This is a genomic window from Deltaproteobacteria bacterium (assembly GCA_016875395.1).
In the GTDB taxonomy this organism is placed as follows: Bacteria; Myxococcota_A; UBA9160; order UBA9160; family UBA6930; genus VGRF01.
In genome coordinates this window covers 87,557-110,934 of the sequence record VGRF01000001.1, presented here as the reverse complement: position 1 = coordinate 110,934, position 23,378 = coordinate 87,557, and the positions used below count along the sequence as shown (strand labels likewise).

At 69.6% G+C, this 23,378-nt stretch carries 22 protein-coding genes; 7 read left to right on the top strand and 15 right to left on the bottom strand.

What is annotated here, in order from left to right; translation table 11 throughout:
• Window positions 1-61: 61 nt before the first annotated feature.
• Window positions 62-1,483, top strand: coding sequence for a histidine phosphatase family protein (locus FJ091_00590; protein ID MBM4381840.1), 1,422 nt, complete (start codon window positions 62-64; stop codon window positions 1,481-1,483).
• Between the two features lie 313 nt (window positions 1,484-1,796).
• On the opposite strand, the gene phoU is transcribed toward FJ091_00590, so the two are convergent.
• From phoU to FJ091_00550, 8 genes are all read right to left on the bottom strand, one after another.
• Window positions 1,797-2,462, bottom strand: a complete 666-nt coding sequence (phoU, locus tag FJ091_00585) for a phosphate signaling complex protein PhoU (protein MBM4381839.1) — start codon at window positions 2,460-2,462, stop codon at window positions 1,797-1,799.
• Window positions 2,463-2,586: 124 nt separating this feature from the next.
• Window positions 2,587-3,351 carry a phosphate ABC transporter ATP-binding protein gene (locus FJ091_00580; GenBank protein MBM4381838.1) on the bottom strand — a complete coding sequence of 255 codons (765 nt, stop codon included), beginning with the start codon at window positions 3,349-3,351 and terminating at the stop codon, window positions 2,587-2,589.
• Window positions 3,352-3,364: 13 nt separating this feature from the next.
• Window positions 3,365-4,633: a phosphate ABC transporter permease PstA gene (pstA, locus tag FJ091_00575; protein MBM4381837.1), complete on the bottom strand. Its 1,269-nt coding sequence runs from the start codon at window positions 4,631-4,633 to the stop codon at window positions 3,365-3,367.
• Window positions 4,626-5,825, bottom strand: a complete 1,200-nt coding sequence (gene pstC / locus FJ091_00570; protein ID MBM4381836.1) for a phosphate ABC transporter permease subunit PstC — start codon at window positions 5,823-5,825, stop codon at window positions 4,626-4,628. Before pstC ends, pstA begins: the two co-directional genes overlap by 8 nt.
• Window positions 5,826-5,868: 43 nt before the next feature.
• Window positions 5,869-6,900, bottom strand: a complete 1,032-nt coding sequence (locus FJ091_00565) for a PstS family phosphate ABC transporter substrate-binding protein (GenBank protein ID MBM4381835.1) — start codon at window positions 6,898-6,900, stop codon at window positions 5,869-5,871.
• A gap of 109 nt (window positions 6,901-7,009) precedes the next feature.
• A complete protein-coding gene (locus FJ091_00560; protein ID MBM4381834.1) occupies window positions 7,010-8,278 on the bottom strand; it encodes a putative porin in 1,269 nt (422 codons plus the stop codon).
• Between the two features lie 116 nt (window positions 8,279-8,394).
• The gene (locus FJ091_00555) at window positions 8,395-9,711 is read right to left on the bottom strand and encodes a PAS domain-containing protein (GenBank protein MBM4381833.1); all 1,317 of its coding nucleotides are present in this window, start codon (window positions 9,709-9,711) and stop codon (window positions 8,395-8,397) included.
• A gap of 176 nt (window positions 9,712-9,887) precedes the next feature.
• Window positions 9,888-10,568, bottom strand: a complete 681-nt coding sequence (locus tag FJ091_00550; GenBank protein ID MBM4381832.1) for a winged helix-turn-helix domain-containing protein — start codon at window positions 10,566-10,568, stop codon at window positions 9,888-9,890.
• A 187-nt stretch (window positions 10,569-10,755) separates the two neighbouring features.
• On the opposite strand from FJ091_00550, the gene FJ091_00545 reads away from it, so the two are divergent.
• On the top strand, window positions 10,756-11,145 hold the full coding sequence (locus FJ091_00545; GenBank protein ID MBM4381831.1) for a hypothetical protein: 390 nt from the start codon (window positions 10,756-10,758) through the stop codon (window positions 11,143-11,145).
• Window positions 11,146-11,234: 89 nt separating this feature from the next.
• On the opposite strand, the gene sppA is transcribed toward FJ091_00545, so the two are convergent.
• The 4 genes from sppA to npdG all read right to left on the bottom strand — a co-directional run bounded on the left by sppA (window position 11,235) and on the right by npdG (window position 16,995).
• Window positions 11,235-12,314: a signal peptide peptidase SppA gene (sppA, locus tag FJ091_00540; GenBank protein ID MBM4381830.1), complete on the bottom strand. Its 1,080-nt coding sequence runs from the start codon at window positions 12,312-12,314 to the stop codon at window positions 11,235-11,237.
• Window positions 12,315-12,356: 42 nt separating this feature from the next.
• Window positions 12,357-15,128, bottom strand: a complete 2,772-nt coding sequence (locus tag FJ091_00535) for a vitamin B12-dependent ribonucleotide reductase (GenBank protein ID MBM4381829.1) — start codon at window positions 15,126-15,128, stop codon at window positions 12,357-12,359.
• A 443-nt stretch (window positions 15,129-15,571) separates the two neighbouring features.
• Window positions 15,572-16,306, bottom strand: coding sequence for an inosine monophosphate cyclohydrolase (locus FJ091_00530; GenBank protein MBM4381828.1), 735 nt, complete (start codon window positions 16,304-16,306; stop codon window positions 15,572-15,574).
• Window positions 16,303-16,995, bottom strand: coding sequence for an NADPH-dependent F420 reductase (gene npdG / locus FJ091_00525; protein ID MBM4381827.1), 693 nt, complete (start codon window positions 16,993-16,995; stop codon window positions 16,303-16,305). Before npdG ends, FJ091_00530 begins: the two co-directional genes overlap by 4 nt.
• Before the next feature lie 26 nt (window positions 16,996-17,021).
• Here npdG and FJ091_00520 point away from each other — a divergent pair, with 26 nt between their 5' ends.
• Window positions 17,022-17,345: a DUF971 domain-containing protein gene (locus FJ091_00520; protein ID MBM4381826.1), complete on the top strand. Its 324-nt coding sequence runs from the start codon at window positions 17,022-17,024 to the stop codon at window positions 17,343-17,345.
• Here the strand turns inward: FJ091_00520 and FJ091_00515 are convergent.
• Window positions 17,342-17,869 (bottom strand): hypothetical protein, encoded by a 528-nt coding sequence (locus FJ091_00515; protein ID MBM4381825.1) that lies wholly within the window; start codon window positions 17,867-17,869, stop codon window positions 17,342-17,344. The two genes, FJ091_00520 and FJ091_00515, sit on opposite strands and share 4 nt — an antisense overlap.
• A 44-nt stretch (window positions 17,870-17,913) precedes the next feature.
• Between FJ091_00515 and FJ091_00510 the strand changes: the two genes are divergently transcribed.
• Window positions 17,914-18,789 (top strand): sterol desaturase family protein, encoded by an 876-nt coding sequence (locus FJ091_00510; protein MBM4381824.1) that lies wholly within the window; start codon window positions 17,914-17,916, stop codon window positions 18,787-18,789.
• Here the strand turns inward: FJ091_00510 and FJ091_00505 are convergent.
• On the bottom strand, window positions 18,786-19,571 hold the full coding sequence (locus FJ091_00505; protein MBM4381823.1) for an alpha/beta fold hydrolase: 786 nt from the start codon (window positions 19,569-19,571) through the stop codon (window positions 18,786-18,788). The genes FJ091_00510 and FJ091_00505 overlap by 4 nt on opposite strands.
• A 28-nt stretch (window positions 19,572-19,599) precedes the next feature.
• Here FJ091_00505 and FJ091_00500 point away from each other — a divergent pair, with 28 nt between their 5' ends.
• Together FJ091_00500 and FJ091_00495 are read left to right on the top strand one after the other, a co-directional pair.
• Window positions 19,600-20,385, top strand: a complete 786-nt coding sequence (locus FJ091_00500; protein MBM4381822.1) for an NUDIX hydrolase — start codon at window positions 19,600-19,602, stop codon at window positions 20,383-20,385.
• 4 nt (window positions 20,386-20,389) lie between these two features.
• Window positions 20,390-21,154, top strand: a complete 765-nt coding sequence (locus tag FJ091_00495; GenBank protein ID MBM4381821.1) for a histidinol-phosphatase — start codon at window positions 20,390-20,392, stop codon at window positions 21,152-21,154.
• Window positions 21,155-21,228: 74 nt separating this feature from the next.
• On the opposite strand, the gene FJ091_00490 is transcribed toward FJ091_00495, so the two are convergent.
• Window positions 21,229-21,552, bottom strand: coding sequence for a hypothetical protein (locus FJ091_00490; protein ID MBM4381820.1), 324 nt, complete (start codon window positions 21,550-21,552; stop codon window positions 21,229-21,231).
• 102 nt (window positions 21,553-21,654) lie between these two features.
• Here FJ091_00490 and FJ091_00485 point away from each other — a divergent pair, with 102 nt between their 5' ends.
• Window positions 21,655-23,328: an acyl-CoA/acyl-ACP dehydrogenase gene (locus tag FJ091_00485; protein ID MBM4381819.1), complete on the top strand. Its 1,674-nt coding sequence runs from the start codon at window positions 21,655-21,657 to the stop codon at window positions 23,326-23,328.
• Window positions 23,329-23,378 lie beyond the last annotated feature (50 nt).

Here is a 23,378-nt window from a genome sequence, read left to right as displayed (position 1 = left end):
GCATTCCCGAGAAACTCGCCCAGCAAGTCGGGTCAAGCCCGCGAGGGGGCGAGCGCGCGAGATGAAGCTGTTCTTGGTCCGCCACGCCAAGGCCTTTAGCCGCAATCGCTGGCGCGAAGACGACGAGCTGCGCCCGCTCACGCCTGCGGGCGATCTGCAGGCCGAGGCGATCGCCACGGCGCTCGCGGAGGAGCACCCGCGGCGGCTGATTTCGTCACCCCACGTGCGCTGCGTGCAGACGCTCGAGCCGCTCGCGCAAACGACGGGATTGCGCATCGAGCAGGACGCTCGGCTCGCGGAGGGCGCGACGCTCGATGGCGCGGCGTTGTTGTTGGCGTCGCTCGCCGCCGAGCCCGTCGTGCTGTGCGGCCACGGCGATCTCTTGCCCGTGCTGCTTGCCTCGCTCGACGCCGATGGGGTGAAGCCGAGCGAGATCGAGTGCGAAAAAGGCTCCTTCTGGCGCGTCGAGGCGGATGCCGGGGAGCGACCGCGGGCGACCTACTGGCTACCACGCGACACCTCGGGCGCTCCAAGCCGCCGCGTCGGCGGCCCGCGTGCGCAGCGCCTCGCGGTGCTCGACCTCGGCTCGAGCTCGTTTCACCTGCTCGTCGCGGACGCCGAGCCCGGCGGCGCGATCCATCGCGTCGGACGCGAGCGCGTGATGCTGCGGCTCGGTGCACTGATTACGGAGGGCGGAAAGATCCCGCGCTCCGCCGCGGATGCTGCGGTCGAGACCGTCTCGCAGATGCGCAAGGACGCGGCTGACGCAGGCGCCGATCGCGTAATCGCCGTGGCGACGGCGGCGCTTCGCGACGCCACCAACTCCCGCGAGGTCGTGGCGCGCCTGTCGGAGGCGCTCGACGAGCGCGTGCGCGTGCTCTCGGGAGAAGAGGAAGCGCGGCTGATCTTTCGCGCGATCGCGCAGCGCCTCTCGCTGAACGACGAGCGCGCGCTCGGCATCGACCTCGGCGGCGGCAGCCTCGAGCTCGCGCTCGGCGCGAATGGCGAGGTGCGCTGGGAGCGCTCGCTCCCGATCGGCAGCGTCCGCATTCACCAAGAGCTCGGGCGCGACGACCCGCTCACGAGCGCGCAGCAAGAGGCGATCGCTGCGCGCGTGCGCGACTCCCTCGCGCCGCTGCGCGAGCGCGTGGAAGGCTTCGCGGCGCAGAGCGCGGTCGCGATCGGCGGCACCGTGCGCGCGCTCTATCGGCTCGCGAACGCGCTCGACGAGGACACGCACCGCATCCCGCCCGATGCGCGCCTGCGCCGCAGCGAGCTCGACGCACTCGTCGCGAAGCTCGCGGACTCCACGCACGCGGGTCGCATGCGCATGCGCGGCATGTCCGCGCGCCGCGCCGATCTTCTCCCCACCGGCGCGCTGATCGTGCGAGAGATCCTGCGCTCACTCGGGCTGCGCGAGGTTGCGGTGTGCGACTGGGGCCTGCGCGAAGGCGTCATCCTCGACGCGATCGCGCGGTCGTAACCGCGAAGCTCAGCGGAGGAACGTCGCATCAGACCGCGTCGCGCCCTCGCGACGCCCCGGTGTCCCACCCGTGACGAACCGGCAACGACACGTGCGGTCTGCCCACGACTTGCGTCAGCGCCACGGAGCTCCCCGACGCTCGCCAAAGCACCCGAGTCTGACGCGCCGAGAGCACGTCAGAGGAGTCTCGATGACGAACGCTCCTGCCAAGCATGTCGGCCGAGGCCGCAAGCGGAGCGCGCAGCAGCGGCCGAGTCTTCGAGGCCGATGCGAAGTCAACATGGAAGAGCAGGCGCGCGTCGGAGACGAAGTCCTAGGCGAGCAACTTCGCTGCGTGCTTCACATTCCGCGCCTGCGTCGCGAGGATTACGTCCTCCGCGATGTTGGTCGCGTGATCGGCGACGCGCTCGAGGTTCTTCGCGATCAGGATGAAGTCGACTTCCTGCGCGGTGAACTCTGGGTGCGTCGCGATCTCTTCGATCGCGCTGCGGATCACGGCGTCTTCGTCGGCGTCGACCTGATCGTCGTCGGCCAGCACGTCCGTCGCGCGCGCGGAGTCGTGCTCCGAGAACGCGTCGAGCGCGCGGCGCAGGATGCGCTGCGCCTCCTCGGCGAGTGTGCGCAGGCGCGGCGGCGTCTCGACGCTCGCGCGCGTGGCGAGGCGCTCGGCGCTCTTCGCGATGTTGCGCGCGAGGTCGCCCACGCGCTCGAGGTCGGTCGCGATCATCTTGCACGCGATCACGTTTCGCAGATCGTCCGCGACGGGCGCCTGCGTCGCGAGAATGCGCAGCACGAGGTCGTCGATCGCGATGTCGAGCCGATCGATCTCGAGGTCGTCGATCTTCACCTCGCGGGCGAGCGCGACGTCGAGACGCCACAGGCTCTGCAGCGACTTCTCGAGAATCGCCTCGGCGAGGCTGCCCATCCGTAACAACTGTTGACGGAGGTTCGTGAGCACGGGCTCGACGGGCCGCGTCATCGGCAAGCTCGCAACGGCGCGGTCGCGCGCGACTTTCGCGTCCTCACTGATGTAGAAGCCACTGTTCGACCTCCGCTCGGCTCCGAAGACTTCGCCTCGCTGCGCGCGGCGATGCGCCGCTTGCTCATCCGAACCTTCCGGTGATGTAGTCGCGCGTTCGCTTGTCGCGCGGGTCGGTGAAGATCTGCGCGGTGTCGCCGCACTCGACCACGCGGCCGAGGTGGAAGAACGCCGTCGTCTGCGAGACGCGCGCGGCCTGCTGCATCGAGTGCGTCACGATCACGATCGTGAAGCTCTCGCGCAGCTCGCCGATCAGCTCCTCGATGCGGGCCGTCGCGATCGGATCGAGCGCCGAGCACGGCTCGTCCATCAGGATCACGTCGGGGCTGACCGCGATCGCGCGCGCGATGCAGAGCCGCTGCTGCTGGCCGCCCGAGAGGCTCGTGCCGGAGTCGTGCAGGCGCTCCTTCACTTCGCCGTAGAGGCCCGCGCGCTCGAGGCTCGTGATCACGATCTCGTCGAGGTCTGCGCGCTTGCTCGCGAGGCCGTGGATGCGCGGGCCGTACGCGACGTTCTCGTAGATCGACTTCGGAAACGGATTCGGCTTCTGGAACACCATGCCGACGCGCGCGCGCAGCGCGACGACGTCGACGCCGTCCGCGTAGAGGTCGTCCCCGTCGAGCATCAGCTTGCCGTCGACGCGGCAGATCTCGATCAGGTCGTTCATGCGGTTCACGCATCGCAGAAACGTAGACTTGCCACAGCCCGACGGGCCGATCAGCGCGGTGACGTTCTGCTTCGGGATGTCGAGGTTCACGTCGAATAGCGCTTGCTTCTCGCCGTAATGAACGTTGAGGCCGCGCGCCGAGATCTTGGTCAAGAACGACATCCTGGGCTCCGGCTCACCAGCGGCGTTCGAAGCGGCTGCGGAGCAGCACCGCCGCGAGGTTCATTAGCACGAGGAACGTGAGCAGAACGAGAATGGCCGCCGACGTACGCGCCACGAACGCGCGCTCCGGGCTGTCGGCCCACAGGAAGATCTGCACGGGCAACGCGGACGCGGGATCGAGCGGGCCAGCCGGAACGTCCACGATGAACGCGACCATGCCGATCATGAGCAGCGGCGCAGTCTCACCGAGCGCGCGCGCCATGCCGAGGATCGTGCCGGTGAGCACTCCGGGCAGTGCGAGCGGCAGCACGTGATGAAACACGGTCTGCAGCTGCGAGGCGCCGACGCCGAGCGCCGCCTCGCGGATCGACGGCGGCACCGCGCGAATCGCTGCGCGCGCGGCGATGATCACGGTGGGCAGCGTCATCAGCGCGAGCACCATCCCGCCCACGAGTGGCGCCGAACCCTGCAGCCCGAACCAGCCGAGGAAGACCGCGAGGCCTAACAAGCCGAACACGATCGACGGCACCGCGGCGAGGTTGTTGATGTTGACCTCGATCAGGTCGGTCCAGCGATTCTTCGGCGCGAGCTCCTCGAGGTAGAGCGCCGCGGCGACGCCGAGCGGGAACGAGAGCGCGAGCGTGACGAGCAGCGTCCAGAACGAGCCGGCTGCGGCGCCGAGAATGCCCGCGAGCTCGGGCTCGCGGCTGTCGCCGGATGTCAGCAGGCGCGCGGCGAACGCTTCGCGCGCGAGGCCGCGCTCCGCGAGCGAGTCGAGCCACGCGAGCTGCGCGTCGCTGAGCACGCGCTCCTCTTCCGGCACGTCGCGATCGATCTCGCCGCGCAGCGCGAGGCTCGCGTCGTCCGAGAGCAGCGCTTCGAGCGAGGTCGTCGTGCCGATCAGCTTCGGGTTCGCGAGCACGCGGTCCGCGAGGTCGTAGGCAGCGCCGCTGCTGAGCAGCTCCGCAAGCTCGCGCTTCTCGCTTCGGCTCTCGACTTCGGGGAAGTGCGCCTGCAGCGCGCTCTTCAGGAGGCCCGCCCAGTTCGCCTCGGCGAGCAGCTCCGGGTCGCGTGAGCCATCCGGATCGATCTCGGCCTCGTCGAGCACGACCTCGAGCCGAACGCGGTGCTCCGTGAAGGCGGGCACGCCCTGCCACACGATGCTGCCGAGGAGCACCGCGAGGGCGGTCAGCGCGACGCCCACGGCCGCGAGGCCGACGCGCCGGAAGCGGCGCTCGGCGGCGTAGCGCTTCTTCAGCAGCGCGCGCTTCGCGTCACTCATATTGCTCCCGGTAGCGGCGCACCACTTCGAGCGCGATCACGTTCAGCACGAGCGTCACGAGGAACAGCGCGAGGCCGAGCGCGAACGCGGCGAGCGTCTTCGCGCTGTCGAACTCCTGATCGCCCACGAGCAGCGTCACGATCTGCACCGTGACGGTCGTGACGGCTTCGAGCGGGTTCGCGGTGAGGTTCGCGGCGAGGCCCGCCGCCATCACCACGATCATCGTCTCGCCCACCGCGCGCGAGACCGCGAGCAAGAGCGCGCCGACGATGCCGGGCAGCGCGGCGGGGAACACGACGCGGCGAATCGTCTCGCTCGGCGTTGCGCCGAGGCCGAGCGAAGCCTCCCGCAGCGACTGCGGAACCGCGCGAATCACGTCGTCCGACAGCGACGACACGAAGGGAATGATCATCACGCCCATCACGCCGCCGGCCGCGAGCGCGCTCTCCGACGCGATGTCGAGCCCGATGCGCTCGCCGAAGCCGCGCACCGCGGGCGCGACCGTGAGCGCGGCGAAGAATCCGTAGACGACGGTGGGAATGCCGGCGAGCACTTCGAGCAGCGGCTTCACGAGCGCACGCACTCGCGGTCGCGCGTACTCGGCGAGGTAGATCGCGCTGAGCAGGCCGATCGGCGCGGCGACGCTCATCGCGATCAGCGTGATCAGCAGCGTGCCCGCAAAGACCGGCACCGCGCCGAAGGCGCCGGACGAGCCGACCTGGTCTTCGCGAATCGCGGTCTGCGGGCTCCACTGCAAACCGAACAGGAACTCGCTCATCGGCACGCGCTCGAAGAAGCGCCACGCCTCGAACAGCAGCGAGGCGATGATGCCGACGGTGGTGAGGATCGCGACCAGCGAGCTCGCGCCGAGCGCGATGCGCGTCGCGCGCTCCACCGGCACGCGCGCGTTGAGCGCCGCGGTGACGCGGCGGCGCGCGAAGAACGCGCCGGCGAGCCCGGCGGCGAGCAGCGCCGCGAGCAGCGCGCCGCGCGCAGCAGGCGCGAACAGCGCGGCTGCGATCGTCGCCGCGAGCGCGGGCAGCGCGGCCCAGAGCGCGACGTAGCCACCGTAATAATTCGGCCGCGCGCGCAGCCGGCCCTCGGCGAGAGAAACGGCGAGCGCCCGCCCCCGGCCGAGCCAGAAGGCGAGCGCTGCCAGTGCGGCGATCGTTGCGAGTGCGGGGAACAGCATGAGCAGGTTCCGGCGCGTCGGAGCACGCCGTGCCGGCGCGAGCCTACTTCAGCGCGAAGGCCGTGAGCGCCGTCGCGCTCTTCACCACCGCCGCGCGCTCCGCCGCTGCGAGCGGGATCAGGCCCTTGTCGGCGAGATAGCCGTCCTCGGAGGCCGCCGCGGGGCTCATGAACGCCGCGATGAACTCCTTCAGGCCGGGCACCTTCCCGACGTGGGCCTTCTTCACGTAGAAAAAGAGTGCGCGGGAGATCCCGTACTTCCCGTCCGCGATCGCATCGAAGCTCGGCGCGACGCCGTCGACCGCGTTGCCGCGCACCTTGTCCGTGTTCTCCTCGAGGAACGAGTACCCGAACACGCCGAACGCATTCGGGTTGGCGACGAGCTTCTGCACGATCAGGTTGTCGTTCTCGCCCGCCTCGACGTAGTGGCCGTCTTCGCGGATTGCGTGAGCGGCGGCCTTGAAGGCGTTCTCGTCCTTCTCCTTGAGCGCGGCCAGCATCGGGAAGGTCTTCGCCCCACCCTCCATCGCCAGCTCCACGAACGCGTCGCGCGTTCCCGAAGTCGGCGGCGGCCCGAGCACCTCGATCTTGATCGCGGGCAGCGATGGATCGATCTCGCTCCACTTCTTGTACGGGTTCGCGACGAGCTTGCCGTCCTTCGGCACCTGCTTCGCGAGCGCGAGGAAGATGTGCTGCTTCTTCAGCGCGACCGGCTTCGCCTTCTTCGCGTTGGCGATCACGATGCCGTCGTAGCCGATCTTCACCTCGACGACTTCCTTCACGCCAGCGGCCTGACAGCTCGCGAGCTCCGTGTCCTTCATGCGCCGCGAGGCGTTCGCGATGTCGGGCGTCTGATCGCCCACGCCCGAGCAAAATAGCTTGATGCCACCGCCGGTGCCGGTGCTCTCGACGACTGGCGTCTTGAACTTGCCGCGGCGGCCGAACTGCTCCGCGACCGCGGTCGAGAAGGGATAGACGGTGGACGAGCCCACGATGCGGATCTGGTCTCGCGCCGCTGCGGGTGCGGCGATCCCTGCCGCGATGCCGAGGGCGAGAACGAACGGGAGAGTCTTCATCTCGTGTTTCCTCTGTTTCATTGTGTGTGACGACCCTACGCACGCGGCGCGGCGGGGCGATGGGCGCTTGGTGACGTTTCTGTGACGAACGCCGAGCGAGACGCGCCGCTCAGAACTTCACCACCACGTCGGTGCGCAAGCGGAAGCGCTCGCTGTCGGCGATCGAGGTGTTGAACAGCGGCGAGGACTTCTCGAGCGCGTCCGACATGAACAGCTCGAGCGTGAGCTCGGTGTTCGAGAGCACTTGGCGCGTCGCGTAGAACGCCCAGCCCTCGCGGTTCGTGAAGCCGTCCGTGAGGTCGCTGTCGGTGTAGAGCGCGGGCGAGAAGTCGGCCTCGAGCGCGTAGTAGCCGACGCCGAGCAGCGCGAGCTGCTTCGCGTCGCCCACTTCGAGCGCGACGCCCCAGCCCGTGTCCTGCTTGCCCTCGCCGGGCAGCGAGACCGCGTCGAGGTTCTTCGTGAAGTGCGCGTGGAGCAGCACGGGCCACTCGGCCACGTGCGTCGACTTCGCGTAGGCGCTCAGCTCGAGCTGGCTGATGCTGCCGTCGGAGTTGTCGGAGAGGCCGACGTTGCCGAAGGCGTTGTGGCGCGTGAAGAACGCGGTGTTGAGCGAGCCGTAGCTGAACCACGTCGCGCGGCCGCCCACTGCGACCTTTTCCGCGGCTTGCACGTGTGCGCCGCCTTGGAGCCCGAAGAAGTGCGGGTCCTTCGCGCTGCCGTTCTCGTCGATGATGAAGTAGCCGGCATTGCCGAACAGATTCACGGAGGACGAGGGCTGCATCGTCCAGCGCAGCGACAAGCCCTCGGGGCTGTAGTCGTTGTCCCAAGTCATGTAGTCCTTGCCGTTCTTCCAGACGAACGGGTTGCTCTGCTTGCCGAACACGACCGTGGTGCTGCCCACGTCGATCGGCAGCTTCAGCTGCACGTACGCCTCGTCGAGCGAGAACGTGTCGCGATCGAAGTCGTCGCCCGCGCCGAGCGTGCGGTTCGTGCTGCGGTTCTCGGTCTCGCCGGACGCGAGTCGGAAGCCCGCGGTCAGCCACTCGTTCACGGGAACCGCCGCACCGAGGCGCAGCCGGTAGCGCGCGCGGTGGCGGTTGTCGTCTTCGCCGCCGAGCGCGTCTTCGTCGAACCAATAGTTCTCGAGGCGCGCGCGGAAGTCGCCGGTCCAGATCACGCGGCTCAGCAGCGACGACTGCTTCGCTTCGTACTCTTTGTTCTTCGCGACGAGCTCTGCGTGCTTTGCGTCGTCGACGATGCCGCGCTCCTTCAAGATCGCGAGCACCTCGGCGATCACCGCGTCGTCGGCGGCGAGAGCGGGCGTCGCAGCGAACCATGCGGCGCATGCGAACAGAATCCAGCGGACGGACTTCTTCACGGAGTTTGCTCCTTGTGTGAACGCTCGGTGAGCTCGAGCGCACCATAAGGAGCGAGAAGCGCCACACGGAGGCGAGCGTGTGACGAGTTCGTGACATCGCGGCGGTCCGCGCGCCGTCAAGCCGCGGGCAACGTCACCGTGAACGTGGAGCCTTGGCCTTCGGCGGAGGTGACGAAGATGTCGCCGTCCATCGCTTGGGCGAGGTGCTTCACGATCGAGAGCCCGAGGCCGGTGCCGCCGAGATCGCGCGAGCGCGCCTTGTCGACGCGGTAGAAGCGCTCGAAGACGCGCGCGCGGTCGCGCTCGGGAATGCCGATGCCCGTGTCCGCGACCTCGATGCGCGCGCGCGCGCCATCGCGCGAAAGGCGCACCTCGATGCGGCCGCCGGGCTCCGTGTACTTGACCGCGTTGTCGAGCAGGTTCTGCACGATCTGCTCGAGTGCGCGGCGATCGGCGAGCACCTGAGCGGCGCCCACGCAGGAAGCCGCAAGCCTCCGCGCCTCGAGCCGCGGGCGCAGCTCGCGCAGCAGCGCGGCGATGAACGCGCTGGCATCGATCGCCTCCGGCGCGAGCGTGCGCTTCCCGCCTTCCACGCGCGCGAGCTCGAGCAGATCCTCGATCAGCGCGCGCAGCCGCTCGGCGTTGCGCGTGATCGTCTCGACGTACTGCTTGCGCCGCTCGGGCTCGAGGTCGTTCGCAGCGAGCGTCTCCGCATAGCCTTGAATCGCGGTGAGCGGCGTGCGCAGCTCGTGCGAAACGTTCGCCACGAACTCGCGGCGGTGGCTCTCGAGCCGCCGGATCTCGCTCACGTCGTGAAAGACGGCGACGACGCCTTGCCTCTCTCCCTGCGCGGGGAAGCGGCGCGCGTGGACTTCGAGCGAGCCGTCGTCGCCGAGCGCGAGGTCGAGCGCGACGGGCTCACTCGTTCGCCCCGCGAGCCCTAACAGCTCGTCCACGTCCGCGCGGCGGATCACTTCGAGCGGCGTGCGGCCCGCGACTTCGCCCCACACGCTGAACAGCTCGCGCAGGCGCGCGTTGGCGAGCTGCACGCGGCCGTCGGGGCCGAGCACGAGCACGCCCTCAACCATCGCGTCGAGCACGGCTTCGAGGCGTTCGCGCGCTGCTGCGGCCGATGCGTCACGCACGCGCAGCGCGGCGCCCACCGCATCCACCGCGCGCGAGAGCGCGCCGATCGCGCCGCTGCTCGAGCGCTCGATGCGCGCGCGCGGTGCGCCCGCAAGCACTGCGTCGAGCGCGCCGCGCACTTCTTCGAGGCGGCGAACGTGGGCGTGCACGAGCAGCGCGCCGAGCCCGAGCGCGGCCCCTAACACCACGAGCGCCCGCAGCGGCGCCGCGAGGCCGTGCGCCGCCTCGCCCGCAAGCCATGCAGCGAACGCGATCGCCACGACTCCCGCGATGAATCGCGCGCGCATGCGGAACCCGCCCTTAGAACCCATCTCAGAATTCCTCCCGTCGCCTGGCGCGCGTCTTTGTCCGTCTGGCTTCGTTGCGCTTCGCTCGAAGTATCCACGGATACGCCTTCGCTCGCGCGCCTCGCCAGCCGGCCAAGTCCGCGCGCCGGGCTCGGTCCGGAATTCTGAGATGGGTTCTAGTCCGCGAGACGGTATCCGACGCCGCGCACGGTCTCGATCAAGTCGCCCGCGCCGCCGAGCTTCTCGCGCAGGCGCTTCAGGTGCGTGTCGATCGTGCGCTCGGTGACGGTGATGTCGGAGCCCCAGACGTCGTCGAGCAGGCGCTGGCGCGTCATCACGTGGCCCGGCCGCGACATCAGCACTTCGAGCAGGCGGAACTCTTTCGCCGTGAGATCGACGGCGGCGCCGTCGACCGTACAGCGATGCCGCTCGGCATCGAGCTGCAGTGCGCCGCGGCGGAGCACCGCGGCAGGCTCCGCCTCGCCTTCGGCGCGGCGCAGAATGGCGCGCACGCGCAGCACGAGCTCGCGCGGGCTGAACGGCTTCGTCACGTAATCGTCCGCGCCGAGCTCGAAGCCGACCACACGGTCCACCTCGTCGGCACGCGCAGTCAGCATCAGGATGGGGAGGTCGCGCAGCTTGGGATCGCCGCGCACCTCGCGACAGACCTCGGTGCCTGACAAGTCTGGGAGCATCAGGTCGAGCACGACGAGTGCGGGCCGCGCGCGGCGGATCGAAGTCAGCCCAGCACTCCCTGAATGTGCAACTTCGACCGCGAAGCCCGCCTGACTCAGGTGGAAGCGCACGAGCTCGGCCAGATCGGGCTCGTCTTCGACGACCAGAATCGTACTCGGCATGCGCGCAATCTATCGGCAGCCGAGCGCGCTGAGCAGGCGTCGCCGCGCAGCTTCCTCGGACCTTCACGTTCGCGTCACGGAGATGTGTCGCCACGCGCGTGTGCGATCGGTCACACGCGCGCTCTCGCCGCCGCCGAAACGGATGGTGCGGCCGCTCACCGCAGCGAGCCGGAAACGGAGGCGAGCGATGAAGAGCGTGGGTCGACTACTGATGTTGGGCGTGTTCGCGTGGTCCGCTGCGGCGTTCGCCGGCGAGCCGGCCAAGATCGCGCCGAGTGATCCGGGCGCGGCGAACGCGGAGGCCGCTTTTCAGAGCTTCGCGAGCGACTGGATGAAGAAGATGGCGGCCGCCGAGGCGCACGAGAAGAAGCAGGCCTCGGGCGGCGCGTACCGCGGCTACGGCGACGACTTCAAGATCGAGCTGAAGCCGACCGGCAGCGCAGCCGCTCCCTACGTGGGGCTGCTCCGCTACCAGGAGCACCAGTGCGCCGCGGGCGGCGGCTCGGACTGCAAGGTCGTCGCGACCACCGCGGTGACCGAGATCTTCCGCTTCCAGGGCGGGCGCTGGGTCTACTGATCGCGCGCGCAGCCCGTTGACGGGCGCGGGGCGCCCGCGACAGAACGCGCTGCGCGACCGGCGTGCGCGGGCGCAAGCCGGCGTAGTTGTTACGGCGCCGGCGAGGCGCCCGTTGCGCCGAGCGCGCCCTGCACGAGGGCGCCGTTCGCGGCGCCGGGCCACCAGTAGAGAAAGCTCGACTCTGCCAGCGCGCCGCGCAGCTGAGCCGCGGCGCCGTCGCCGGTGACTGGCGCCTGCACCGAGAAGAGATTCTCCGCGCGCTCGCCCCGCCGGCGGTAGATCACGACGCGCGCGTCCCCATCCACCCGCGCTGCGGTCTTGGCCGCCTCGATCGCGCTCTCGAGGTCTCCGAGCGAGTCGATGAGCCCGGCGCCCAGGGCTTGCTTGCCGGAGAAGATGCGGCCGTCGGCGAGCTGCTCGACGCCCGCGCGCGAAAGCGCAGGGCGTCCCTTCTCGACGACCTCGAGGAAGCTCGCGAACAGGTCCGTCACCACGCTCTGGATCTGAGCGCGCTCGGCGTCGCTCATCGGGCGAAATGGCGAGCCGGCGTCCTTGAACGAGCCCGTCGTGAAGGTCTGGTAGTCCACGCCGACCTTCTCCATCAGGCCGCTCGCGTTGAAGCCGAGCATGATCACGCCGATCGAGCCGGTGATCGTCGACGGATACGCCTGCACGCGGTCCGCGCTCATCGCAACGTAGTACCCGCCCGACGCCGCGATCCCCATCAACTGCGCGACCACGGGCCTTCCGGTCGCGCGCTTGTGGCGCATCAGCTCGCGGTAGAGGATCTCGCTCGCGATCACGGTGCCGCCGGGGCTGTCGATGCGCAGGACGAGCGCCGCGATTTCGTCGTCGCGCTCGGCGCGCTCGAGCTCTTCGCGCAGGCGCGACACCGCGCTCTCGCTCTGCGACAGACCCAACAACCCGCTCGTGGAGCGCAGGCCGAGCGGCCCGCTCACGTCGACGAGCAGAATCTTCGGCCCGCGCTCTCCGTCGAGCACGCGCTCTTCGAGGGCGCCGCCGCTCGCGAAGAGCGGGATGCTCACGTCGATGCACGCCAGCGAGGCAAGCGCGATGCCTGACAACAGCAGCGCACGAGACGCGAGCCCGAAGTAGAAGCGCGGAGCCAGGCCCCTCGACCTGACTCCGCGCTTCGCGACGCCTCTCACCCCCCCAGCTCGAGGCGCCACTAGATCAAAGCCACTGCGTCATCAGCTACAACCGCTCGTGGCTCCGCAGTTAGGACACTTATAGCACGCGCCGTTGCGCACCGTAATGGTTCCGCACTCCGTGCAAGTAGGTGCATCCGCCTGATTCACGAAGGTCGAGCGCTCGCCCTTCGCGCGATCCACCGAGCCGCCCGCGATCGCGACGCGCCGAATCTCCGCGAGCCCGGTCGGCTCCGCTTCGGTCTCTTGCTCGTCGGTCGCGATCACTTCCTCCTGCAGGAAGCGATTCGCGAGGTACCGGAAGACGTAGTCAGTGACTGACTTCGCCATCGGAATCTCGGGGTTGTTCGTGAAGCCGGCCGGCTCGAAGCGCGTGTGACTGAACTTGTCCGTCAGCGCCTTCAGCGGCACGCCGTACTGGAGCGCGATCGACGTCATGGTCGCGATCGTGTCCATCAGGCCCGAGATCGTGCTGCCTTCCTTCGCCATGCGCAGGAAGATCTCGCCGGGCTTGCCGTCGGCGTAGAGGCCGACGGTGAGGTAGCCCTCGTGGCCCGCGATCGAGAACTTGTGCGTCACCGAGTCCCGCGTGTCGGGCAGCTTCACGCGCACGGCGCGGCGCTCGCGCAGGTCGATGACGTTGCTCTTCTTCTCCTCGTCCTTGCCGGCGTTGAGCGGCTGCGTGCGCTTGCTGCCGTCGCGGTAGACCGCGAGCGCCTTCAGCCCGAGCCTCCAGCCCTCGACATAGGCGTCGCGAAGGTCGTCCGCCGTCGCCTCGTTGGGCAGATTCACTGTCTTGCTGATCGCGCCCGACAGGAACGGCTGCACCGCACCCATCATCCGGATGTGACCCTTCCAGTGAATCGAGCGCTTACCGTTGGTCGCTCGGAACGCGCAGTCGAACACCGCGAGGTTCTCGTCGCGCACGTGCGGCGCACCCTCGATCGTCTCGCGCTCGTCGATGTAGGCGACGATGTCACTGATCTGCTTCTCGCCGTAACCGAGCTTGCTCAGCGCCATCGGCACGGTGTTGTTAACGATCTTGAGTAGGCCGCCGCCGACCAGCTTCTTGTACTTCACGAGCGCGATGTCCGGCTCTACACCGGTCGTGTCGCAGTCCATCATGAATGCGATCGTGCCAGTGGGCGCGAGCACCGTGACTTGACCGTTCTTGTATCCGTGCTTCGTGCCCAGCTCGAGCGCCTGCGACCACGCGTCGCGCGAGGCCTTCCAGAGATCCGTCTGCACTCCGGAGGACGGCACCGACTCCGCCGCGTGCTTGTGCATGCCGATCACTTCGAGGAACGGCGCGCGGTTCTGCTTGTAGTGCGGGAAGGGGCCCATCGCGCCCGCAATCTCCGCGCTCATGCGATACGCCTCGCCGCACATCAGCGACGTGATCGCGGCCGAGACGTTGCGGCCCTCGTCGCTGTCGTACGGGAGGCCCTGGCTCATCAGCAGCGCGCCGAGGTTCGCGTAGCCGAGGCCGAGCGGGCGGTAGAGGTGGCTGTTCTTCGCGATCTGCGGAGTCGGGTAATCCGCGAAGTCGACCAGAATCTCTTGCGCGAGGATCGTGAGCGCCGCTGCGCGCCGGAACGCTGCGACTTCGAAGCGACCCGCTTCGTCGACGAAGCGCATCAGGTTGAGGCTCGCGAGATTGCAGGCCGTGTCGTCGAGGAACATGTACTCGGAGCACGGATTGCTCGAGTTGATGCGGCCCGAGACCTTGACCGGATTCCAGCGGTTGATCGTCGTGTCGTACTGCATGCCCGGATCGCCGCAGACGTGCGCGGCCTCCGAGATCTCTTTCAGCAGCTCTTTCGCCTTGAACGTGTCGACGACTTCGCCGGTCGTTACGGCGCGCGTCTGCCACTGGCGATCATCGAGCGCGGCGCGCATGAAGTCGTCGGTCACGCGCACCGAGTGATTCGCATTCTGGAAGAACACGGAGTCGTAGGCACCGCCGGGCACGTTGAAGCCGCCGTCGTAGCCGGCGTCGATCAGCGACCACGCCTTCTTCTCTTCATCCGCCTTGCTGTGGATGAACTCGCGGATGTCCGGGTGATCGACGTTGAGGATCACCATCTTCGCCGCGCGCCGCGTCTTGCCGCCGGACTTCACGACGCCGGCGAACGAGTCGAAGCCGCGCATGAACGAGACGGGCCCCGAGGCCGTGCCGCCGCCCGCGAGCTTCTCCTTCGAGGAGCGAATCTTCGAGAGGTTCGAGCCCGTGCCCGAGCCGCCCTTGAACAACATGGCCTCGGTCTTCGCGAGGTCCATGATCGACTCCATCGTATCCGCGACGGAGTTGATGAAGCACGCGCTCGCCTGCTGCGGCGTGCCGACGACGCCGAGGTTGAACCAGACCGGGCTGTTGAACGCCATCTTCTGCGTCACGAGCAGATGCGAGAGCTCGTCCTTGAAGATCTCGCCGTCCTCGGGGGTGGCGAAGTAGCCGCCCTGCACGCCCCACTCGTGAATCTTGTTCACGACGCGGCCGATCAGCTGCTTCACGCTGCGCTCGCTCTCGGGCGTGCCGATGTGGCCACGGAAATACTTCGACACGACCACGTTCGTCGCGAGCTGCGACCACGACGCGGGAATCTCGACATCGCGCTGCTCGAAGATCGTCTCGCCGCGCTCGTTCGCGATCGTCGCGGAGCGCAGCTCCCAGGCGACCTCGTCGAACGGGTGCACGCCGGGCTTCGTGAAGAAGCGCTGCATCGTGAGACCGGCGGGACGCTGCGCGCGTGTACGGCTCCGCTTCGCCGCGCCCGACGTTGCGTGATCTCCCGCGTTCGTGTCTCGCTCGATGTCGCTCACCGTCCACTCCAAGCCGCTTGTACGTTGCTTCCCGTCGCGCTGCGCCGCCGCTCGCTTCGCACCGCCGAGAGACGAGAGGGGCCCCGGGTTGCCCCGGGGCCCCCGAATCTGGGCAGGTCCTCCTTCCCACCTCAGATCCCATCCCTCCGGCAACCGCCTGTTTACCCCCAGGCCGCCGGAGAGACTTCATCCCCGTGGAGCCGTTCTAGCTCGCGCGCAGAGATCGAGTCAAGGAATTTTCCACAAGATGTGGTGCTTCAATCGGTCCACCACCACAAAACCTGGAGGTCGAACACCTTCCGTGACGACGATCACGCGGAAACTCGGGACCTCCACCTGCCCGCAAGAAGGATGGGCTCGTAACTCCGCGAATTTCCTCGCTTGACGCAGAGCGTCGCGGCGTTTCGACGCGATGCGGCGGAGAGAGAGGCCGATCAGGAGCGCGCGAAGCGATTCCGAAGCGCGATCTCGCTGCGCCCGTCGCGGTGGATCGACTTCACTGCGAGCGCGACGCGGTTCTCTCGATCGATCGCCGCCCAGTAAGCGTCGGCAACGTCTTGCGCACTTCCCGCGCACGGCAGCCAGAGCGGGTCGCCCTGAAAGGCCGGCAGCGGATTCCCGTCACCCTGATAAGTCGTGAGCCCGAGGCCGAAGCCCGGCGGCGGCGGCGCGGGGCGAAACGTGCTGCGATCGGTCAGCGCAGGGTCGGCGGCGTTTGCACGCAGGATCGAGAGCGCGAGCACCGGCTCGCCGAGGCGCAGGTCGAGCATCCCCGAAATGCGCGGCGTGTAGTTCGGCGCGTCCGGCTCGCGCTCGCGCATCTCGAGCGCGTCCTCGAAGCGGCCGCCGCTCTCCATCACGTCCGCGAGGGTGCGCGTCTGGTCGCCGTTGCTCACGAGGTAGACGCCCGGCAGCTCGAGCATCGCCTCGTAGATGATGAGCGACGGGTCCTTCACGAGCGCGGGATTCGCTGCGTCGGTGCGCAGCTCACCGCCGTCCGCGACGAACACGCGGTTCCGGCTGTTCTCGCTGCGGCCCATGATCCAGTAGACCTGGAGCCACGCGTCGCCGGACTCCGCGCGCCCCAACACGAGGCCGCGTCCGGGATACGCGTTCGCCTCCAGATGTCGCGCGAAGTTCGCCTGCGCGAGCGCGCGGACCGTGCTCACTCGGGGAGGCCGGTCAGCCGGAAGCCCATGCCTTCCGGCACCTTGTATCGCACGTTGAGCCCGATCAGCAGCGCGGTCCAGCCTTCGACGTAGCGCGCGTTCGCGAGCGGCCCGCCGTTCACCGCGCGCATCCCGGGAATCAGCTTGCACAGCTCGCTGACGCGCTCGCGCGGCCCCTTCTCGCCGGAGATGATCACGTCGCACTCGACCGGATCGGGCATGTGCTGGAGGCGGTGCGCGGCGACGTTCTGAAACGCCGAGACCGTGGCGACGCCGTCGGGCACGAGCGTGTCGACCAGCTCCGCGCACGAGCCCTGCCACACACCGATCATGCGCACCGGGCCGTCGCCGATCGCGGTGGCGAGCGGCACGCCCATCGAGACGACGATGTGGCCCGGCTTCAGCGCGTCGCCGAGGCCCTTGATGGTCCCGGCGGTGTGCTCGAACGGCACCGAGAGAATCACGATCTCGGCACGGCGCGTCGCGTCGGCGTTCTCGTGGCCCGTAACAACTGCGCCGGGCACCTTCGCGCGCACTTCTTCCGCCGCCGCGAGCGCGCGGCCCTCTTTGCGCGAGCCGATGCGCACGGGCCGGCCGGCAGCGGCGAAGCGCAGCGCGAGGCCGAGGCCTTGGTCGCCGGTTCCGCCGAGAATTGCGATTGCGTTCGAGTCGCGAGTCGGGTCTGTCATAGGGGCGCGCAAGCTATCGTGCTCGCATGTCCGACGCAGCGCCCACACTCGCGACGACTCCGACGAAAATCGAGCAGCGCGGGCCGCGCACGCTCGGCGTCACCTGGGCGGACGGCGCCGAGAGCGTCATCGACGTGCGCGCGCTGCGGCTCGCCTGCGGCTGTGCGCAGTGCGTCGACGAGTGGACCCACGAGCAGCGCCTCGACGCGAACGCCGTGCCCGCCGACGTGCATCCGTTGAAGATCGCGGGGGTCGGCCGCTACGCGATCCAGATCGAGTGGAGCGACGGCCACGGCAGCGGGATCTACCCGTTCCGCCGCCTGCGCGAGCTCGGCGACGCGTCCGCCTAGAAGCGGTCGTCCTCGAGCACGCCGATGAAGTCGAGCTCGCGGTACGCGCCGTCGAGGTCCATCCCGAAGCCGACGACCCAGCCGGACTCGACCGTGAAGCCCGCGTAGTCGGGCTTCACCGCGGCCACGCGGCGCTCGCGCTTGTCGACGAGCACGGCGCTGCGCAGCGAGCGCGGCTCGCCGAGCGCGGCGATGTCGAGCACCGCGCGCAGCGTCGCGCCTTCGTCCGCGATGTCGTCGAGCACGATCACTTCGCGGTCCGCGAGCGCCTCGGGATCGAATCGCTCGATCGCAACGGGCTCGAGCCGCGTGCCCTGTGTGCGCCGCACGCGCACGTCGACGCGCTCGGGCGCGACGCGCTGCTTCGCGAGCTCGATAGCCAGCGCATCCGTGAAGCGCCGCGCGCCTTCGAGGATGCACACGAGCGTGAGCGGCGCGTGCGCGTAGTCGCGCGCGAGCTGCGCCGCGAGCTCGGCGATGCGCGCGCGAATCGCGTCTGCGGAGATGAGCGGAACGATCTGCATCGCGCGATACGATCGCGCGTTCACGGAAAGAGGTGCCAGCGGAGATGAATCGCGCGGTCGAGCTGCTGTTCTTCCCGGTCGTGCTCGGCGCGGCGCTCGTCGCGGGCGAGGCGGTCGTCACGCGCGGCGGCCAGCCCGCAGTCGTGCTCCTCGCGAGCGCGCTCGTCGTGCTCGTCGCGGAGCGCCTCTGGCCGCACCTCTCCTCGTGGCAGCGCTCGCATCGCGACGTCGCCGTCGATCTCGCGCACGTCGTCTCCGTGACTGCGGCCTCGTTCGCGACGCTGCAGCTCGTGCCTCCGCTGCTGGCGCCGCTCGCCGCAGCGCTCGCCCCGCTCGGCACCGCGCAGCTGTGGCCTAACAGCTGGCCCCTGCTCGCCCAGCTTCCGCTCGCCCTCGTGGTCGCGGAGCTCTTCCAGTACTGGAGCCACCGCCTCTCCCACGAGTGGGCTCCGCTCTGGCGTCTCCACGCCACGCATCACAGCGCACCGCGCCTCTACTTCCTGAACGCCGCGCGCTTCCATCCCCTCGACATCGTGGTCGACACGACCGCAGGGCTGATCCCACTCGTCGCGCTCGGCTGCCCCGCGCCCGTGCAGGCCCTGTTCGCGCTCTTCACCTCGGTGTTCGGCTACCTGCAGCACTCGAACGTGCGCCTCTCGCTCGGGCCACTCAACTACGTGTTCTCGATGGCCGAGCTGCATCGCTGGCATCACGCGAAGGACCTGCGCGAGGCGAACACCAACTACGGCTCGAACTTGATCCTGTGGGATCTCGTGTTCGGCACTTTCTTCTGGCCGCGCGATCGCAAGCCGCCCGAGGAGATCGGCATCCCCAACCTCGGCGCATTCCCGCAGACCTATTGGGCGCAGCTCGCCTCACCGTTTCGCTGGCGCGCGATCGAGAACGCGAGCCGGAGCTAGGCGAGGCTGGCGAGGAACTCGCGCAGCGCGGCGTTCACTCGCTCGGGCTGCGCGAGATTCACGACGTGGCCCGCCTCGGGCACGACGGCGAGGCGCGCATTGGGCAGCGCCGCGGCGAGCCCGCGCGCTGTGGGCAACGATGCGGCGTCGTTCGTGCCCACGACCACGAGCGCGGGGACATCGAGGAGCGCGAGCGAGTTCGCCAGCTCGGCGGGCGTCTCGAGCTGCGCGAGATACTCCCGCAACAGGTGCGCGAGCGACTGCGCGTCGTGCTCGAGGAATCCGGTGCGCACCCAGGCGGCGGCCTGCGCGTCGAGACCGGCGTTCGGGCCCCACGCGAAGCGCGCGCCCGCGGCTTCGAGCCCGTCGCGCTCGATCGCGTCCGCGAACGCGAGCGCGCTCGCGGAGACGCCGCGCCCCGAAGCGGGGCCCGCGGGCGGCGCCATCAGCACGAGCGCGCGCACGCGCTCTGGATGCGCGAGCGCGAAGCGCAGCGCGGTCGCAGCGCCCATCGAGAGCCCGCCCGCGACGAGCGGCGCCGCGCTCGCGCCATCCGCGACGGCCGCGAAGTCTGCGACCACCGCCTCCGCGCGGGCCTGGCTCGCGCGCGCGACGTTTGCGCTGCGCGCGTGGCCACGCGCGTCGTACACCGTCACCGCGAACGCGTCCTTCAGCGCTCGCAGCTGCGGGCGCCAGTTGCGCGCGCTGCCGCCGAAGCCGTGCGCGAGCACGAGCGAAGGCCCCGCTCCGTGCGTCTCGACATGCAATCCGTGCGCGGCCACCATCGCTCCTCTTTACATCGGAGCCCGCATGAAAGCGCCCGCCGAGCCGAAAGCCTCCGCAACGATCCTGCTCGTGCGCGACGGCGCGAGTGGCCTCGAAGTGTTCATGGTGCAGCGCCACCATCAGATCGACTTCGCCACGGGCGCGATGGTGTTTCCGGGCGGCAAGGTGGACGACGCGGACTCGGACCCCGCGCTCGCAGCGCGCCTCGACGTGCCCGTGAGCGACGCGCTGCGCTCGCTTCACGTCGCCGCGATCCGCGAGACCTTCGAGGAGTGCGGCGTGCTGCTCGCGCGGCCCGCGGGCAGCCGCGAGCTCGTGCCCGGCGCGCAGCTGAAGGGCATCGAGGATCGCCACCGCGCTGCGCTGAACGAGGGCAAGCGAACGATGCGCGAGGTCGTGGAGGCGGAGGACCTGCGTCTCGCGAACGACCTGCTCGTGCATTTCGCGCACTGGATCACGCCCGTGTTCATGCCGAAGCGCTTCGACACGCACTTCTACCTCGTTGCGGCGCCGCCCGATCAGCCCGCGGTGCACGACGGCGGCGAGTCGGTGGACTCGGTGTGGACGCGCCCCGAAGACGCCGCGGCCGAACGCGCCGCCGGCCGGCGCACGATCATCTTCCCCACGTTCATGCAGGTCCGAAAGCTCGGCCGTAACAACTCGGTCGCGGCGGCGATCGCGGCGGCGCGCAGCGAGCCCGTGGTGACGGTGCTGCCGCAGGTCGAGGAGCGCGGCGGCGTGAAGATGATGGTGATCCCGGCGGAAGCGAACTACGAGGTCACCGCCGCGCCGCTCGCGGATCTGCAGTAGCGCGATGCCGCGCCTCGATCTCGCGCAGGCGCTGCGCTGCGCCGAAGCCGCGGCCGATGCTGCCCGCCGCGAGATCCTGCCGCGCTTCCGCAACGTCGCGGTCGAGACCAAGCGCGACGGCTCGCCCGTCACGGAGGCCGACCGCGCCGCCGAGCGCGCGATCCGCGAGGTGCTCGCGAGCTTCGACCGCGAGCTGCCGATCCTCGGCGAGGAGTACGGCGGCGAAACGGGTCAGCGCGGCTGGATCGTCGACCCGATCGACGGGACGATCTCGTTCTCGCGCGGCCTCCCGCTCTACGGAACGCTGATCGCACTCGTGGACGAAGGCGCGCCCGTGCTCGGACTGATCGATCTGCCCTCGCTCGGCGAGCGCACCTCTGGGCACCGCGGCGGCGGCGTGCGGCGCAACGGCGCGAGCGTGCGCTGCTCGCAGGAAACGGAGCTCGCGCGCGCGCTCGTCTCGCACGGCGACCCGTTCGCGTTCGAGCTGTTCGGGATGAAGCGCGGGTGGACGCGGCTCGCCGAGAGCACGCGCATGCTGCGCGGCTACACCGACGCGTTCGGTCATGCGCTCGTGATCGGAGGGGGCGTCGGCGCGATGGTCGACGTGAACCTCAACCCGTGGGACGCGGCGGCGACGCAGGCGCTCGTGCCCGAGGCCGGCGGCCGCTGCGAGACGCTCGCGCCGGGGCCTGGCGGCAAGGGCATCGGGCTCGTGTTCGGGAGCCCGGCACTCGTGGAGCGGCTGCTCGAGCTGCTGCGCGCCTAACAACTCGCCGCGCGCGCAAACAGAAGGGGCGCCGCCGCTCGCGCGACGACGCCCCTCAGCGAACTGATCGAGGCTTACTCGACCGCGTCGGTCACCGCCGCCGCAGCGTCTGCCGCAGCGCCAGCTGCCGCATCGGCTGCCGCGTCACCAGCCGCCGCCGCATCACCGGCCGCATCGACCGCGCCTTCGACCGCAGCGCCGGCATCCGCCGCCGCATCGGCCGTCGCGTCAACGGCCTCGGCCGTCGCGTCGCCGACCGCGTCGCCAGCCGCAGCAGCAGCGTCGGCCGCCGCGTCCGCAGCCGGAGCCGCCTCTTCACCACCACCGCAGGCACTGAACACCAGAAGCGAACCAACCAGCGTCGCTCCCACCAGGAAGCGAAGCGAACCCTTGGACATTTCCTCTCCTCACTTTTGTGTAGTCACTTCCGGCGAACCGCCGGCAAGGCGCAGCTATCGTACGTCGTTCTTTGCGCAAAGTTGTGAGAGGAATCACAAAAAATGGGCCTGGCGAACGTGTCGGGGGTTGGAAATCTGGGGCTTGCGGCCATGGAGGCGGCGGAGGGTGCCGGTCTGAGCCTGATCGGGCCGGCGCTCGACCGCGCGCGAACGCTGACGGATCAGGGCAAGCGGATCGACGACCGGCAGGTGCTGACCGAGCGCGTCGCCTACGCCGCGACCGAAGTGCGCACTGCCAGCGAGACGCTTGCACTCGTGAAGTCGCTGCGCGCCGAGGGCCGCAGCAGCGATGCGCTCGAGCTCGCGGCCGGCGCCGCGATCGCCGAGCTCGTCGTGGCCGCGCGCAATCGCCTCGAGCCCTCGGCCGCCGAGCTCGACCTCGATGCGGCGCTCGACTCCGCGTTCCCCGCCGACGTCCGCAGCATGCTGCGCGCGCTCGCGAGCGAGGCGCGCGTGCGTGCGATCGGCGCCCACGCGATCGCTGCGAAGGGCCGCACCGAGCCGCCGCTCGACGAGACGCTCGAGCAGGTGCGCGCCTCGGTGCGCGAGTTCGCCGCGCAGGAGGTGGTTCCGCACGCGGAGCGCATCCATCGGCGCGACGAAGACATCCCGGACGCGTTCATCTCGAAGATGAGCGAGCTGGGCTACTTCGGGCTCTCGATCCCCGAGGAGTACGGCGGCCACGAGCTCGGCAACCTCGCGATGATCCTCACCACCGAGGAGCTCTCGCGCGCCTCGCTCGCCGCCGCCGGCTCCCTAATCACTCGCCCCGAGATTCTCACCAAGGCGCTGCTCCAGGGCGGCACCGAGGAGCAGAAGAGGCACTGGCTGCCGAAGCTCGCGTCGGGCGAGACGCTCGTGGGCGTGTCGGTGACGGAGCCCGACATCGGCAGCGACGTCGCGGGCGTGAAGTGCCGCGCAACCCGCGGCAGCGCCGGCGGCCAAGACGGCTGGCTGATCAACGGACCGAAGGCGTGGTGCACGTTCGCCGGCCGCGCCGACGTGCTCGCGCTGCTCGCGCGCACGGATCCGGATCCGGCGAAGGCGGCGCGCGGGCTCTCGCTCTTCATCGTCCCGAAGAGCCGCTTCGCGGGTCATGCGTTCGAAATGGTGCAGCCCGCGGGCGGCAAGCTCACCGGCAAAGCCGACGCGACGCCGGGCTACCGCGGCATGCACTCGTTCACGCTCGGCATCGAGAACTACTTCGTGCCGGCGGCGAATCTCGTCGGCGGCGAGCAGGGCCTCGGCCGCGGCTTCTATCTGCAGATGGCGGGCTTCGCGGCGGGGCGCTTGCAGACTGGCGGGCGCGCGTGCGGGCTCGCGCAGGCGGCGCTCGAGGAGACCGCGAAGTACGTCGCGGGCCGCAATCAATTCGGGCACGCCATCTCCGAGTTCCAGCTCACGCAGTACACGCTCGGCCGCATGGCGGCGAAGCTGCTCGCGGCGCGCGCGATCACCTACGCCGCGGCGGTCGCGATGGACGCGGACGAGCGCAAGGCCGCGCCAATCGCGGCGCAATCGAAGCTGCTGGCATGCGACATCGCGGTCGAGGTGTCGCAGCAGGGGCAGCTGATGCACGGCGGGTGGGGCTACGCCGAGGAGTATCCGATCAGCCGCTACGTCGTGGATGCGCAGGTGCTCCCGATCTTCGAAGGCGTGAAGCCGATCCTCGAGCTGAAGGTTGTCGGGCGGGCGCTGCTGTCCGGGGAGGCTTGATCGGGGCGGGTGTGCGCGGCGCTTCGCGCGCGCTCGCGGGAGTGCTCTCG